The organism is Aurantimonas sp. NFXS3 (assembly GCF_049132005.1).
GTDB lineage: Bacteria > Pseudomonadota > Alphaproteobacteria > Rhizobiales > Rhizobiaceae > Aurantimonas > Aurantimonas coralicida.
The window spans coordinates 90,418-105,168 of record NZ_JAGDDZ010000007.1; the positions used below are offsets into that span (position 1 = coordinate 90,418).

General features: G+C 65.3%; 12 protein-coding genes. 4 read left to right on the plus strand and 8 right to left on the minus strand.

What is annotated here, in order from left to right:
* Positions 1–6: 6 nt before the first annotated feature.
* From J3367_RS18495 to J3367_RS18530, 8 genes are all read right to left on the minus strand, one after another.
* A complete protein-coding gene (locus J3367_RS18495; RefSeq protein ID WP_421462050.1) occupies positions 7–843 on the minus strand; it encodes an alpha/beta fold hydrolase in 837 nt (278 codons plus the stop codon).
* Positions 844–977: 134 nt separating this feature from the next.
* The gene (locus J3367_RS18500) at positions 978–1,415 is read right to left on the minus strand and encodes a DoxX family protein (RefSeq protein ID WP_421462144.1); all 438 of its coding nucleotides are present in this window, start codon (positions 1,413–1,415) and stop codon (positions 978–980) included.
* Positions 1,416–1,417: 2 nt separating this feature from the next.
* Positions 1,418–3,295, minus strand: coding sequence for an amidohydrolase (locus J3367_RS18505; protein WP_421462052.1), 1,878 nt, complete (start codon positions 3,293–3,295; stop codon positions 1,418–1,420).
* Positions 3,296–3,383: 88 nt separating this feature from the next.
* Complete coding sequence (locus tag J3367_RS18510; RefSeq protein WP_421462054.1) at positions 3,384–3,662, minus strand: DUF1427 family protein; 279 nt, start codon at positions 3,660–3,662, stop codon at positions 3,384–3,386.
* A gap of 134 nt (positions 3,663–3,796) precedes the next feature.
* The gene (locus tag J3367_RS18515; RefSeq protein WP_421462056.1) at positions 3,797–4,453 is read right to left on the minus strand and encodes a hydrolase; all 657 of its coding nucleotides are present in this window, start codon (positions 4,451–4,453) and stop codon (positions 3,797–3,799) included.
* Positions 4,454–4,572: 119 nt separating this feature from the next.
* On the minus strand, positions 4,573–4,983 hold the full coding sequence (locus J3367_RS18520) for a response regulator transcription factor (protein ID WP_421462058.1): 411 nt from the start codon (positions 4,981–4,983) through the stop codon (positions 4,573–4,575).
* Between the two features lie 143 nt (positions 4,984–5,126).
* A complete protein-coding gene (locus J3367_RS18525) occupies positions 5,127–5,750 on the minus strand; it encodes a response regulator transcription factor (protein WP_421462060.1) in 624 nt (207 codons plus the stop codon).
* Positions 5,747–7,345, minus strand: coding sequence for a sensor histidine kinase (locus tag J3367_RS18530; protein ID WP_421462062.1), 1,599 nt, complete (start codon positions 7,343–7,345; stop codon positions 5,747–5,749). Before J3367_RS18530 ends, J3367_RS18525 begins: the two co-directional genes overlap by 4 nt.
* Before the next feature lie 482 nt (positions 7,346–7,827).
* Between J3367_RS18530 and J3367_RS18535 the strand changes: the two genes are divergently transcribed.
* The 4 genes from J3367_RS18535 (at position 7,828) to J3367_RS18550 (ending at position 14,705) form a co-directional block, all read left to right on the plus strand.
* Complete coding sequence (locus J3367_RS18535) at positions 7,828–8,835, plus strand: homoserine dehydrogenase (protein WP_421462064.1); 1,008 nt, start codon at positions 7,828–7,830, stop codon at positions 8,833–8,835.
* Between the two features lie 816 nt (positions 8,836–9,651).
* Positions 9,652–9,954: a hypothetical protein gene (locus J3367_RS18540; protein ID WP_421462066.1), complete on the plus strand. Its 303-nt coding sequence runs from the start codon at positions 9,652–9,654 to the stop codon at positions 9,952–9,954.
* A gap of 233 nt (positions 9,955–10,187) precedes the next feature.
* Positions 10,188–11,372: an efflux RND transporter periplasmic adaptor subunit gene (locus J3367_RS18545; protein WP_421462068.1), complete on the plus strand. Its 1,185-nt coding sequence runs from the start codon at positions 10,188–10,190 to the stop codon at positions 11,370–11,372.
* 153 nt (positions 11,373–11,525) lie between these two features.
* Positions 11,526–14,705 carry an efflux RND transporter permease subunit gene (locus tag J3367_RS18550; protein WP_421462070.1) on the plus strand — a complete coding sequence of 1,060 codons (3,180 nt, stop codon included), beginning with the start codon at positions 11,526–11,528 and terminating at the stop codon, positions 14,703–14,705.
* Positions 14,706–14,751: the final 46 nt, after the last annotated feature.

Genomic DNA, 14,751 nt, shown 5'->3' on the forward strand with positions numbered 1-14,751 from the left:
CGCGGCTCAGCTCTTCACGAAGGCAAGGAGGTCGGGATTCAGGACCGCCCCATGCGTGGTGAGCATGCCGTGCGGGAAGCCTTCATAGACCTTCAGCGTCCCGTTCTTCAGGAGCTTGATAGACTTCAGCGCTGAATCCGCGATCGGCACGATCTGGTCGTCATCGCCATGCATAACCAGCGTCGGAACCGAGATGGCCTTCAGATCCTCCGTCTGGTCGGTCTCCGAGAAAGCCTTGATGCCGTCGTAATGCGCCTTGGCGCTGCCCATCATGCCCTGGCGCCACCAATTCTGGACGACGCCCTGGTGGACCGTCGCGCCCTCGCGATTGAAGCCGTAGAACGGCCCGGAAGCCACGTCGAGAAAGGTCTGCGCCCGGTTCTCGGCAGTGCCTTTCCGAAATCCGTCGAACACTTCCAGCGGCAGGCCTTCGGGGTTGGCCTCGGTCTTCAGCATCAGTGGTGGCACCGCGCTGACGAGAACCGCCTTGGCGACGCGGCCGCTGGGCTCGCCGTGCCGGGCGACGTAGCGGGCGACTTCGCCGCCACCGGTCGAATGGCCGATATGGACGGCATTCTTCAGGTCGAGTGCTTCGACCACCGCGAAGGCATCGGCCGCATAATGATCCATGTCGTGCCCGTCGCTGACCTGCGCCGAGCGTCCGTGCCCGCGCCGGTCATGGGCGACGACACGGTAGCCATTATGAAGGAAGAACAGCATCTGGCTGTCCCAGTCGTCCGAGGACAGCGGCCAGCCATGATGGAACATGATCGGCTGGGCGTTCTTCGGCCCCCAGTCCTTGTAGAAGATCTCGACGCCGTCGCTGGTTTTCACGGTAGCCATAGTGTGGGTCCTTTTCGGATGCGGGGTGGTGGTCGTGGACAACGCCATGCCGGGAAGCATGGCCGTGGCCGCGAGGCTGGCGCCGCCGATGAGGGCATCGCGACGCGATACGGACGAAGTCGGGAATGGGCCGGTCATGGAACGTCCTCTCGCTTGAACCGAGCAGGCCGATCGAGACCGGCGACGATGACGAAGCCGACGACGAGACCGAGGTGCTCGAAAAAGGCGTTGGCGGTCATCTGGCGTGCCGTGCCCTGCTCCATCTCCCAGAAGCGCAGGGCCAGCATTGTCGCGGCGAGCGTGAAAGCGGCCAGGGCCAGAGCCGCGGCGCGACGCTTGAGGCCCGACACGACCATGCCGGACGCGACGAGCTCGAACGCGATCACACCGACGGCGAACAGCGCGGACGGGCGGAGACCGAAATTTGCCATCTCGTCCACAACTCCGGGAAAGTCGGCGAGTTTCGAGATCGGCCCCTGGATGTAAGCGCCGCAGAGAGCGACCAGTGCCAGCCTTTCCGGCAACGTGCGGAACAGAGCGTCGTGTCCTGGAGAAAGCGAAAGGGCCCTCATCTTCAGACCGCCCAGCATGCGCAGCCGAGCGCACCCCAGAAGCCCTTCAGGTCGGAGATCGGCAGGCTCGACGACCATGCCGTCGCGTGGTCATGGCCATGCACGCTGCAATCATTGGCACAGCCGCAGGACGATATCGCCGTGCGACGAAGCGAATTGCGTCCGGCGCCCTCAGCCTCCCCCCAGGCGGCATAGCCGCCGAAGCTTCGCACCGGCGACCAGTCCGGCATGGCGGGAGGGATGTCGGTCTCATCTTCGGCGGAAAAGTCGCCCGCACCATACACCACGCGGCCACCCACCATGGTGAGATCGGAGGTGACGTGCGAGATCTCGTCCTCGGCACAGGCGAAGAAGTCTTTCGACGGAACGACGAGGTCGGCGAACTGGCCCGCCTCGATCCGGCCCTTCCTGCCCACCTCGTTCGAGAACCACGTGACGTTCTCCGTCCACATGCGGAGCGCCGTTTCGCGGTCGAGGCAGTTCCTGGGCGGCGTGATCCGCAAGCCGCCGACCGTGCGGCCGGTGATCATCCAGGCGAGCGAGACCCAAGGATTGTAGGAGGCAACGCGCGTGGCGTCGGTTCCCGCCGAGGTTCGAGCCCCTTTCTCCAGCATGCGGGCGACGGGCGGCGTGGCTTCCGCCGCACCGAAACCGTAGCGTTCGACGAAATATTCGCCCTGGTAGGCCATGCGGTGCTGGACCGCGATGCCACCGCCGAGTGCCGCGACGCGGTCGATCGACTGGTCGGAGATGGTTTCGGCGTGGTCGAAGAACCAGTTCAAGCCCTCCAGCGGAATGTCCTGATTGACCTTCTCGAAGACGTCCAGCGCTCGCGAGATCGTCTCGTCATAGGTCGCATGCATGCGCCACGGCCAGCGGTTCTCGGCGAGCACCCGCACGACGCCTTCGAGATCGCCCTCCATTTCAGGCGGCATGTGCGGCCGCTCGGCCCTGAAATCCTCAAAATCGGCAGCGGAGAAGACGAGCATCTCGCCCGCTCCGTTGTGCCGGAAGTAGTCGTCGCCCTGCTTGTAGCGGGAGGTTGCCGTCCAGCGAAGGAAGTCCTCCTTCTCCTCCTTCGGCTTCTGGGTGAACAGGTTGTAGGCCAGGCGGACGGTGAGCAGCTTCTCGTCCGCCAGCTTCTGGATCACCGCATAGTCGTCCGGATAGTTCTGGAAGCCGCCGCCGGCGTCGATCGCGCCCGTGACGCCGAGCCTGTTGAGTTCGCGCATGAAATGGCGCGTGGAATTGAGCTGGTAGTCAAAGGGGAGTTTGGGGCCCTTGGCGAGCGTCGCGTACAGGATGGCGGCGTTCGGCTTGGCCAGCAGCAATCCCGTCGGGTTGCCGGACGCATCGCGCACGATGTCACCTCCGGGCGGCGCCGGCGTCTCCTTCGTATAGCCGACGGCGCGAAGCGCCGCGGCGTTGAGCAGTGCGCGATCGTAGAGATGCAGGAGGAAGACCGGCGTATCCGGCGCGACCGCGTTGATCTCGTCGATGGTCGGCAAGCGCTTCTCGGCGAACTGATGCTCGGTGAACCCGCCAACGACGCGCACCCATTGCGGCGGGGGCGTCACCGCAACCTGTCGCTTCAGCATGTCCATAGCGTCGGCAAGGCTGCGCACGCCGTCCCAGCGCAGCTCCATGTTGAAGTTCAGACCGCCACGGATGATGTGGAGATGGTTGTCGATCAGGCCGGGAAGGACGCGGCGCCCCTTCAGGTCGATCACTTTGGTATCGGGCCCGCGATGCGCCATGATCTCGTTCGTACGGCCGACCGCAAGGAAACTCCCGTCCTTGACGGCGATGGACTCGGCGCTCGGGTTGGTGCTGTCGAGGGTGGACACCAGTCCGCTATGGAGAATGAGATCGGCAGTCATGCGCAGGTCTCCGATGAATGGGGTCGCCCCTGCGGGAGCGGAGAAGCCGAAAGTGAAGGCGATGCAGGGAATGGTTTAGGGACCGGCATCAGCCTTCCCTCGATGCGGGAATAGCGGCGTCTGAGGCGCGCTCACCTGACGGCAGGTGGCCGAAGACGTGGGGACGGACCTGACGGCTCAGCACAGCGGACGCGTCGGTCGACCCGCGCACCGCCGCCTTGACGAGATGCGGGATCTGCTCGCCGAGCAGGATTCCGAGGAGCCCGACAAGCGCAACGATCGGCGGCGCGGGAGAGCGCACGTTGATCAGGGCGTAGACGACGCCGACGAGAAGCCCTGCGCCGAGGGAGGCGATGTAGATCCTCATGTCGATCTCTTTCCGTCCAGAAATTGGGTGAGACAGGCCGCGAGGTTCCGAAGATCACGGCGAAGCCCGAGCGATTGGCTCTGGTGATCCGCACGGCGCGGGCTCGCCCCGCGCGGACCACCAGCGTTTTCGCTTCAGTGGCCTTCCGACGCGCCGAACATGGTCTTGGCGTAGGTGACACCGAGGCCGTAAGCCCCGCCGAACTGGCGTGCGATCCCGGTGGTCATGTCGTAGGTTTCGCCACGCGCCCAGTCGCGCTGAAGCTCCAGCAGATACTGCAGCGCCGTCATCGGCCGCACGCCGGCCTGAATCATGCGCTCCATCGCCCGCTCATGCGCCTCGTCGGAGACGTCGCCGCAGGCGTCGGCGATCACATAGGTCTCGAACCCCTGATCGAGGGCAGACAGCGTCGGCCCGACGATGCAGACGCTGGTCCACAGGCCGGCGAAGACAATGCGCGTCTTGCCGATCCGGTTGACCTCGTCGATCACCGCCGCGTCCTCCCAGGTGTTCATCGACGTCCGGTCGAGCAGGCTCTGCCCCGGAAAGGCGCTGGTGATCTCTTCGAACATCGGCCCGGAGAAGCTCTTTTCCGCAACCGTCGTGAGGATGGTGGGCACGTTGAACCCGGCGGCGGCACGCGAGATCAGTGCAGCGTTGTTGCGCAGCATCACCGCGTCGATGGACTTGGTGGCGAAGGACATCTGCGACTGGAAGTCGATGAGAACCAACGCATGATCCGTCGGAGAGATCAGGAGCGATCCAGCAGCGGCAGTGGCTTCGATCGGCATGTTGTGTTTCCTGTGTTGTCGATGAGCATGGAGGGGCGATCACGCCGGCAGTTGCCGCGCGTGCCATGTCCCGGTTGGGTCGATGCTGGCGTGTGGGAGCCAGTGTCCCGACGCCGCGTTCAGGTCGTGGAGGGATCCACCGGCAGGCCTGGATCCCCGTCTTCTTCGCCGAGCGCTGCCGCGATGGCGGCCGCAAGCGGGCCCGGTTCCAGCGGTTTGGTCAGGACAGCAAGGATGCCTTCCGCCCTCGCCCGTTCCGTGACCAGTGCGGTCGGAAAGGCCGTGATCAGAATGGTCGGCAGGGGCCGGCCGGTCTCGTGCAGCCGGCGATGCAGTTCCAGGCCGGTCATCGCCGGCATCCGGATATCGGCGATAAGGCAGTCCGGTTCGATCATCGGCATGGTCTCCAGAATCTCCGGTCCGCTGCCGAACTCGGCGACGCGAAACCCCATGGCGCGCAAAAGGGCGGACAGAGCCTGGCGCGCCGAAGCGTCGTCATCGACGATCGCGATCAGGCGTGCCTCACTCATGGCTGACCCTCCCGCCGCCGACGAAGTGGCCTTGCTGGAAGCGTCCGCTGGCGGAGGATGCGACCGCGAAGCACCTTGTCGCTTCGGGGGAGACAGTGCCGAAAAGGAGAGGTTCGGCGCAATCGTGCGGTGGTATAACCGCGCTACGCCTTCTGGATGGCGGCGTCGTTGGCCAGCCTGTCGGCCGCCCGGACGAGATCGGGCAGACCGGCCACCTGCATCTTCGTCATGACGGCGGCACGGTGAACCTTCACCGTCACCTCGCTCAGACCGAGATCGCCGGCGATCTGCTTGTTCAGCCGACCGGCCACCACCTGCGCCATCACCTGGCGTTCGCGCGGGGTCAACGTCTCCCAGCGTTGCCGAATGACCGCGAAGGCCTCCCCCTCCGCCCGCTGCCTGCGGTCGATTTCCAGCGCCGCGTGGACGGCGTCGAGGAGATCCTGTTCGCGGAACGGCTTGGTCAGGAACTCCACCGCACCGTCCTTCATCGCCGCGACGGACATGGCAATGTCGCCATGTCCGGTGACGAAGACGATCGGCGGATGGGAGCCCAGGGCCGAGAGTTCCCGTTGCAGCTCCAGCCCGCTGGCGCCAGGTAGCCGGATGTCGAGAACGAGGCAGGAGGGTTGCCGTCCGCGCTCGGCAAGCAGGAAGTCGCGGGTGGTGGCGAATCCGGCCACGTCGTAGCCGACCGACCGCAACAGGCTCGAGACCGCCTCGCGAACCGATGCGTCGTCGTCCACCACGAATACCGTCGCGTTCATGGTCCGGCCCGATCATCCGATGATGCGTCGCGGGGCACCGTAGCGGCCGGAAGCGTGATCGTGAAGATCGTGCCCTGCGGATGATTGGGGGCGTGGGTGACCCGGCCACCATGAGCCTCGGCCACGACGCGGCAGAACATCAACCCCATGCCCATGCCGTCCGGCTTGGTCGTGACGAAGGGCTCGAAGATCGTGTGACCCGTCGCCGGCTCGATGCCGGTCCCGGTATCCGCCACGGACAGGGTCACGCGATCTCCCTGCCGGCTCGTCGCCACCAGCAGACGTCGCGGATCGCTCGCCCCACCCAGCATCGCGTCGACGGCGTTCGAAACGAGATTGGCCACCAGCCGCTGGATCTGGGCCGGATTGCCGAGCACCTGGGGGAGCGGAGTATGAAGGCGCGTCGTCACCGCGATCCCGGCGAGCCGCGTCTCGTCGGCCGATCGACGCAGCGCGTCGGCAACGATCGCATTGAGGTCCAAGGGCTCGCAATCGCGCGCGCCGCGCCGGAACATCGTGCGCACTCCGGCGACAACCTCACCGGCGACGTGGCCATCGGCGCCGATCCGCCGGAAGGCATCTCTGGCTTCTGCGAGATCGGGTTGCGGCCGGTCAAGCCAGCGGAGGCCTGCTGCCGCGTTGGTCACCATGCTCGCAAGGGGCTGATTGACCTCGTGCGCGACCATAGCCGAGAGAGCCTCCATCGCGGTGAGACGATCGCTGCGGGCCCGTCGCTCCGCCGCCATCGAGCGCGCGAGGCGCCCCTGCATCAGCACGGCTTCCGACAGGAGCACCATCAGCACGAGGCTGGCCGACGCCAGACCGTACACGCGGCCCGCCCACCATCCGAGACTGAGCCGCAATCCCGCGCTGACATAGGCAAGAAGAACGGTCTCGATGGTCAGGGCGACGAGGACCACGATCAGCCATGTGTCGACGACGCTGCGCACGCCGCGCACCAGAAGGGCAATGCCCACCGCGTAGAGAAGCAGCGCGATCGCCGGAACGAGCATCCAGACGATCGTCAGGGTTCCGTCAGCCGAGAGAAACGGCGGCAGCCAGCCCGCCGTACCGAGGACGTAATACGCCACCGTCAGCGTCCAGAGCAGAACCGCCGCGATACAGACCACGATCCGCATGCGCACGCCGCGTCGGCCGACGGGTCCGACCGGCCGGTTCTTGAGAAGCGCATAAGCGACGACGGCCATCGGGAAGAGCAGCCGCCGCAATGCCGCGATGGCGGCCGTGCCCTGCGGACCGCTGTCGAGGCCGAACGCCTGGAACACTCCGGGAAAGCTCAGCATCCACGGAACGATGCTCAGTGCCGAGACGAGATAGCCGGCCGCCAGGATGAGGACCGCGGTGCGCGGCATGACGTAATACAGCGAAAACAGAAGGCCGGCGGTGATTGCCTCCGCCAGAAACACGGCCGCTCCATAGGCCGGCAGAAGCCCCTCCGTTCCGGGCAGATGAATGCGGGCGAAGGGCGTGACCAGAAGCCCCGCGAGGCACAGGAGGGCGATCGTGCCCCAAGCAAGCTTCGCCTGCCCCGGGGTCGGCATCGATGTCGACAGGAGAAACCGATCGTCGTCCAAGTCTGGTCCCCGCGTCGGCGGTTTCGTCGCTTCGGCGCCGCACTCCAATCAGTCATACCGTCGTTTGCGGCAACTCTGAATGCAAGTTCATTACTGAGCTATCTGCTACCGGCACGATTGGGGCGCGTCGGTGGGTCGAGCCAGCGCCTCGCCAATCCCGAAGGCGGTTTCCAGAGCATCGTTGGATGAAACATGCCCTCAGTCTTCGTCCGCGACCTTCTTTGCCTACTTAGATGAGCTGGCGGACCACAACGCGGTGCTGGCCGCGCCCATCAGGAAAGACACCGATCGGGCGCTTTACCCAGCGTTCGATCCGGAGTTCGTGGACCGCTAGTATCAGCGACCAAGCCGCCCAGCTATGCATCGCTCGCCACGTTTGCTTTTTTGGATTTTGAGCAAGGACGGAATTGGACGGCAGGCTTCAGATGTCGCGTTGATCGAGAGCCTGCAGTTGGCCAGTTAGCTTGAAAGGGATCGAAGCCATGCGCGTCGCGAAGGTTGCCATCGCTGGCGTAGGCGGGGTCGGTCGGGCCACCGCAATGCTACTCTTGTCGCGCAGCGCGCGCTATCTCCGGCTCTACCGGACCGAGGTTCGCCTAGTTGCCGTCTGTGGCTCCCGATCCGGACTTTGCGACCCGCGGGGAATCGAGCCGGGGCAGTTGGACACTTTGGAGCCGGGTCTGTCTGGACCGGAGTTCATGACAGCGAGCGGCGCGGACATTCTGATAGAGGCCGGCCCCAGCGACTTTCGCACGGGTCGTCCGGGCTTGGACTATATCCGCTCTGCCCTGGCCGACGGTCGCGATGCGATCGTTGTTTCGAAGGGCGCGCTCGTTCACAGCGGGCGGGAGTTGCGCGACCTCACACGAATTTCGGGCGCAAACCTGAAGATCAGCGGCGCGACTGCCGGCGCTCTCCCGACGATCGACCTCGTAGAGCACAGTCTCCTGGGCGGAACCGTGCTGCGGTTGGAAGGTATCCTGAACGCCACAACCAACTATCTTCTCGACGCGATGACCGCGCGGGGGATCGGATTCGACGAAGCGTTGCAGGAGGCCCAGGCAGGCGGGTTCGCGGAAAGCGATCCACGCAACGACACGGAAGGATGGGATACTGCCAGCAAGCTCCTGATCCTCGCCAATTTCGGCCTCGGCTTGGACCTTACGATGGACGACCTTGTGGTCCAGGGGATCCAGTCGGTGACAGGAGAGCAGATTGCCGCGTTGCGGACGGAAAACCTCGTACCGAAGCTTATCGGTAGCCTCGTTCGCGAGAGTGGTGGGGTGCGTGCCGAGGTCGGCATCAGGACCTATTCGCCAGCCGATCCTCTGGCGCTGGTGCGGGGGAAGAACAAGGCGGTCCGGATTATCACCGATGCGATGGGTGAGACGGTTGCCATCGGCTCCGGAACCGAGCCCCTTGCCACGAGCGCTGCCGCGCTGAAGGATCTCGAACACATCCTGGCGGCGCGATCCGCCAAGGGACCCTGATGGATTGCGAAATGCCTCATGCGCGGAGCATCGCCCAAGCAATTTGCCATGTAGCTTTGGCGACCTTAGCGGCTTTGAAGCCTCTTTGCTGGAGGCCCGCTAACGTATCGACTACGCGGATGGCCGTGAGCGGTATTGGCCGCCTTACCCGCTCGGCGCCGACCTGCTCGTGGTTTTAGCGTCCCGATCGGCGTGCATGACCAAAAGTAATCTGTCGTGGGGGAGGAATTGCGTCTCCTACGTGCGCCTTGGTGCCTGCCGCTGAGCATCTGCCTCGGAGCCCGCGCTTATGCGAGGCCACCGGGAAATCATCTGATGGCTTAGCAATTCGACAGTCTCAGCAAGCATTAACGCTCGGGTGCTCCTACGTAGCGTGGCTGCCGTTCATCAGCATGGCGTACGTTCGGCCCTCTGGAGATTCCCTTAAGGCTCAAGCCCACGCCGAGCGGCAGCGGGTCAGGATGATGAGGTGCGCATCGCACGGTCCGCCGGCTGACGCTACAGAACGTCGCGGTAATGCCGACGGCCATCGGCAGCCAAAACCTTGCGGTTCCCGCGATGGCTACGGGCAAGGCAATCACGCAGCGTCGATCCGGGTCGCCAGCGACCGAACCTCGTGCTTGACGGCGAGCGTCAGCGGCAAAGCGGACGCCAAAAAAGTTTTTTATTCCGATCGGTACTGAAGTCCTTGAACCGGTCAAGGGGTCCATCTATCTGATCGCTACCAATCGGTACATATCGCACCGATCCGGACGCTCGCAGCCTCTTCCGTTGATCTGGGGGTCTGGCGCAGCGCCTGTCACAAAGGGCAAGATCATGACCCGTCTTCTCGCCACCAGTGCTGTCGCGCTCGTTCTGTTCGGCACGACCCTGGCTTCCGCGCAATACGTGCCGGGTTCCGACGCGACCAGCCGCGCCAACGGTTTTGCCGAGCGCGAACGGATTGCCGCCGGATATCCCGATGCCGTTACCCGGCCGACAACGCGCAATTCGACCTACGGCTATCCGGTCGCCGGTCCGTCATCGGCCAACATTCCGGGCTCCGAATACGCGCGCAAGCGAGCCGAAGAGGCTGCCCGGGCGAGCGTCCTGCGCCCGACCCGCGCTGGCGGCTTCTGACCTACCAGCCTGAGGGCCGGTTTTCGCCATGAGCGCGCGCACGTGTCCGCGCCCGGCAGGTTCAGCCGTCCAGGCGCCCTGCCCTTACGCAATGCGATTCTCCGGCGGTCCGTCGCCGCGATGAGCGTGACGCAAAAGTCGACGTACTGCCCCGCGTTCCCATCGAAAGCAGACGGTCAGGCAAGAGATCGCCGGACCGCACCTCATCTCAAAATCCTTCGCAAGAGGTTCCAATGACACGGACAGTCTTTCGGCGGCTCCTCTGGAGCTCGGGCCTGGTGGTCGCCATCGCAATGGGCGCGACGACCGCGGCGATGAACGAAACAGGTCGCGCGGCGGCCGGTGAATCGGCAGCCACCGCCGCGGTGAAGGTTTCCGTCCAGGAGGTGACACCGCGATCCGTGACGCTCTGGAAGGAGTATTCCGGACGGCTGGGAGCGGTCGACCGGGTCGAGATCAGGCCCCGCGTCGGCGGCGCGATCCAGTCGTTTCATTTTCGCGAGGGCGCGCTGGTGAAGACGGGCGATCTCATTGCGACGATCGACCAGGCGCCCTACCAGGCCGCCGTTGCCAGGGCTCGTGCCGATGTCGAGGCGGCCGAGGCGCAGGTGAATCTGGCAGCGCTGGAAGTCGGCCGCGCCAAGTCACTGGTGACCTCTCGCGCCGTCTCGCAGAGCACGCTTGACCAGCGTTCCAGCACCTTGACCCAGGCGGTCGCCAACGCCGATGCGGCAAAGGCCGCCCTGAGAACCGCCGAACTCGACCTCGGCTACACCGAGGTCCGGTCGCCGATCGATGGCCGGATCGGCCAGATCGCGGTGACTGCAGGCAATCTGGTGGCGGCGGGTCTCTCCTCCGCCGTTCTGACGACTGTGGTCTCGGTCGATCCGATCTACGCCGGTTTTGACGTGAATGCCGGCGATGTCGCCGAGATCCTCTCCGCTCTGCCCGACCAGGACGGCGCGCTTCCCGCCTATGGCGACATCCCCGTCGAGGTGCAGCGGTTCGATTCCGAGGGCGCGCAGGCAGCCGTGCGCGGTCATGTGCAGCTCATCGGCAACGAGGTCGATCCGCAGAGCGGCACCTTGCGGATCAGGGCCACGCTCGACAATCCGAAGGGATCGCTGATCCCCGGCGAATTCGTGCGGATCCGGCTCGGGCAACCCTGGCCGCAGGACAGGCTGCTGATCAGCGAGCGCACCGTGGGCACCGACCAGGACCGCAAATATGTCCTGGTCGTCGGCAAGGACAGGACGGTCGAGTACCGGACCATCCGGCTGGGTGCCTCGGTGGATGGGCTGCGGGTGGTCGAAGATGGCCTGAAGCCCGGCGAGCAGATCGTCGCCGAGGGAATCCAGTCCCTGACCCCGGGCACGCTCGTCGATCCCCAACCCGTCACGCTCGCCTCTGCCGAATAAGTCGTGACGGTCGAGGGCGGCCCGGCTCTTCCCCCGTAGCCGGGCCGCCCGTCGACCAGTGCCTTCAAGATCCGCCGGCCGCCGTGCCTCCCCGCTTTGCCGGGCGCCGGGCGTGCTGATGAAACGCCCTCGCCGTCAGACGGAGAGCCCCACATGAACATCTCGAACTTCTTCATTGATCGCCCGGTCTTTGCAGGCGTGTTGTCGGTTCTCATCCTGCTCGGCGGCCTGCTCGGCATGCAGGCCCTGCCGATCTCCGAATATCCCGAGGTGGTACCGCCCTCGGTCGTGGTCCGGGCGCAATATCCCGGTGCCAATCCGAAGGTTATCGCGGAGACCGTCGCAACGCCGATCGAGGAGGAGATCAACGGCGTCGAGGGCATGCTCTACATGTCCAGCCAGGCGACCGCGGACGGCGCCCTCACCCTGACCGTCACGTTTCAGCTCGGCACCGATCCCGACCGGGCCCAGCAGCTCGTCCAGAACCGCGTCAGCCAGGCGGAACCCCGGCTGCCGGAAGAGGTCCGCGCGCTCGGCATCACCACGACCAAGAGCTCCCCGGACCTGATGATGGTGGTGCATCTGGTCTCGCCGGATGGCCGCTACGACATCAAGTATCTGCGCAACTACGCCGTCATCAACGTCAAGGACAGGCTGGCGCAGATCGCGGGAGTCGGCGACGTCCAGGTGTTCGGTTCGGGCGACTATGCCATGCGTGTCTGGCTCGACCCGCAGAAGGTCGCCGAGGAGGGCCTGTCGGCGAACGACGTGGTCGCCGCGATCCGCCAGCAGAACGTCCAGGCCGCCGCCGGCCAGATCGGCGCACCGCCGACCAGCGGCAACATCGAGCTGCAGCTGTCCGTGAACGCGCAGGGCCGGCTGAACACGCCCGAGGCCTTCGGCGACATCATCATCAAGACCGCCCCGAACGGCGCCGTCGTCCGCCTGCGCGACGTCGCCCGGGTCGAACTCGGCGTCTCCAGCTATTCGCTGCGCTCCCTCCTCAGCAGCGAGCCGGCCGTCGCCCTGCCGATCTTCCAGTCGCCTGGCTCCAACGCGATCGCAGTCTCCGACGCCATCCGCGCGACGATGGACGAGCTGCAGGCCAACATGCCGCAAGGCGTCGAGTACGAGATCGTCTACGACACGACCCAGTTCGTGCGCGCATCGATCGAGGCCGTCGTGCACACGCTGCTCGAAGCCGTCGTGCTCGTCGTGCTGGTGGTCATCGTCTTCCTGCAGACGTGGCGTGCCTCGATCATCCCGCTGATCGCCGTCCCGGTATCGATCATCGGCACGTTCGGCGCGCTCTACCTGCTCGGTTTCTCGATCAACGCGCTCAGCCTGTTCGGCCTGGTGCTGGCGATCGGCATCGTCGTCGACGACGCAATCGTCGTCGTCGAGAATGTCGAGCGCAACATCGAAGAGGGCCTCGCGCCCCGCGCGGCGACCTACAAGGCGATGCGCGAGGTCTCCGGCCCGATCATCGCGATCGCTCTGGTCCTTGTCGCTGTCTTCGTTCCACTGGCCTTCATTTCCGGTCTCACGGGGCAATTCTACCGACAGTTCGCCGTCACGATCGCGATCTCGACCGTGATCTCCGCGATCAATTCGCTGACCCTGTCGCCGGCACTCGCGGCCCTTCTGCTGAAAGGACACGACGCCCCGAAGGATCCCCTGACGCGAGCCATGGACGGCGTCTTCGGGTGGTTCTTCCGCGGTTTCAACCGCGCCTTCGGTTTCGGCTCACGCGCTTATGGCAACTCCGTCGGACGATTGCTGTCGAGAAAGTCGATCGTGATGGGCGTCTACCTCGTCCTCGTCGGGGCGACCGCGTTCATGTTCAACCAGGTGCCCGGCGGCTTCGTGCCGGCGCAGGACAAGGGCTACCTCGTCGGCTTCGCCCAGTTGCCCGATGGCGCCAGCCTCGACCGGACAGAGACAGTCATCCGCGAGATGAGCGACATTGCCCTCGACGAGCCAGGCGCCAGCAGCACCGTCGCCTTCCCGGGTCTGTCGATCAATGGCTTCACCAACAGCCCCAGCGCCGGCGTCGTCTTCGTCACCGAAGCGCCCTTCGAGGACCGTGAAGGCCTGCCGGGAGGTGCCATTGCGGGCTCGCTCAACCAGAAATACGCCGCCCTTCGGGAGGCGACGATCGCCATGTTCCCACCGCCGCCGGTGCAGGGCCTCGGCACCATCGGCGGCTTCAAGCTGCAGCTTCAGGACCGCGCCGGCCGCGGCTACGAGGCGCTGAGCCAGGCGACGAACGACTTCCTGGCCGAGGCTCGGGCGACGCCCGAGCTCGCCGGCATGTTCTCCAGCTATCGTATCACCGTTCCGCAGCTCTTCGCCGATCTCGACCGGACCAAGGCGCATCAGCTCGGCGTCTCGGTGACGGACGTCTTCGACACGCTGCAGATCTATCTCGGATCGCTGTACGTGAACGATTTCAACGCCTTCGGCCGCACCTACTCGGTGCGCGTCCAGGCCGATGCCGGCGCTCGCAGCCAATCCGACGATATCGCCCGTTTGAAGGTGCGCTCGTCGAACGGCGCCATGGTGCCGCTGTCGGCGCTGATGACCGTGAAGCCGTCGGCCGGGCCTGAACTGGTGAGCCGTTACAACGGGTTCCTCGCCGCAGATATCAATGGCGGCCCTGCCCCCGGCTATTCGTCCGGCGAAGCGCAGGCCGCGGTCGAGCGCGTCGCGGCCAAGACACTGCCCAACGGCTTCGGCTTCGAGTGGACGGACCTGACCTACCAGCAGATCATTGCCGGCAATTCGGGCCTGATCGTCTTTCCGCTGGCCCTGCTCCTGGTTTTCCTGGTCCTGGCGGCTCAGTACGAGAGCCTGACCCTGCCCATCGCGATCATCATGATCGTGCCGACGGGCATTCTCGCTGCGCTGGTCGGCGTCTGGCTCGAGCAGGGCGACAATAACATCTTCACGCAGATCGGCTTCATCGTCCTGGTCGGCCTGTCCGCCAAGAATGCCATTCTGATCGTTGAGTTCGCCCGCGATCTGGAGATTTCTGGCATGGCGACCCGCCAGGCGGCAGTGGAGGCGAGCCGGCTGCGGCTGCGTCCCATTCTGATGACTTCGATCGCTTTCATCATGGGTGTGGTGCCCCTGGTGCTTTCCACCGGCCCGGGCGCCGAGATGCGCGCGGCCATGGGCGTCGCTGTGTTCGCGGGCATGCTGGGCGTCACGGTCTTCGGGATCTTTCTAACGCCGGTGTTCTACGTGCTGGTGCGCGCTCTGGCAGGTTTCCGGCCGCTGACGCGAGCCGATGCGACAGATGCCGATGCGGCGCCGGTCGCCCAGCGATGACAAGCTTGGCCTGACGCTTTGAGGACGGCGCAGGGTTTCCTATATG

What these genes read in the sequence shown, in the direction of transcription:
- J3367_RS18550 (WP_421462070.1), top strand. Translation starts at nt 11,526, where the DNA reads ATGAACATCTCGAACTTCTTCATTGATCGCCCGGTCTTTGCAGGCGTG.
- J3367_RS18500 (WP_421462144.1), bottom strand. Translation starts at nt 1,415, where the DNA reads ATGAGGGCCCTTTCGCTTTCTCCAGGACACGACGCTCTGTTCCGCACG.
- J3367_RS18510 (WP_421462054.1), bottom strand. Translation starts at nt 3,662, where the DNA reads ATGAGGATCTACATCGCCTCCCTCGGCGCAGGGCTTCTCGTCGGCGTC.
- J3367_RS18515 (WP_421462056.1), bottom strand. Translation starts at nt 4,453, where the DNA reads ATGCCGATCGAAGCCACTGCCGCTGCTGGATCGCTCCTGATCTCTCCG.
- J3367_RS18535 (WP_421462064.1), top strand. Translation starts at nt 7,828, where the DNA reads ATGCGCGTCGCGAAGGTTGCCATCGCTGGCGTAGGCGGGGTCGGTCGG.
- J3367_RS18540 (WP_421462066.1), top strand. Translation starts at nt 9,652, where the DNA reads ATGACCCGTCTTCTCGCCACCAGTGCTGTCGCGCTCGTTCTGTTCGGC.
- J3367_RS18505 (WP_421462052.1), bottom strand. Translation starts at nt 3,295, where the DNA reads ATGACTGCCGATCTCATTCTCCATAGCGGACTGGTGTCCACCCTCGAC.
- J3367_RS18520 (WP_421462058.1), bottom strand. Translation starts at nt 4,983, where the DNA reads ATGAGTGAGGCACGCCTGATCGCGATCGTCGATGACGACGCTTCGGCG.
- J3367_RS18495 (WP_421462050.1), bottom strand. Translation starts at nt 843, where the DNA reads ATGGCTACCGTGAAAACCAGCGACGGCGTCGAGATCTTCTACAAGGAC.
- J3367_RS18525 (WP_421462060.1), bottom strand. Translation starts at nt 5,750, where the DNA reads ATGAACGCGACGGTATTCGTGGTGGACGACGACGCATCGGTTCGCGAG.
- J3367_RS18545 (WP_421462068.1), top strand. Translation starts at nt 10,188, where the DNA reads ATGACACGGACAGTCTTTCGGCGGCTCCTCTGGAGCTCGGGCCTGGTG.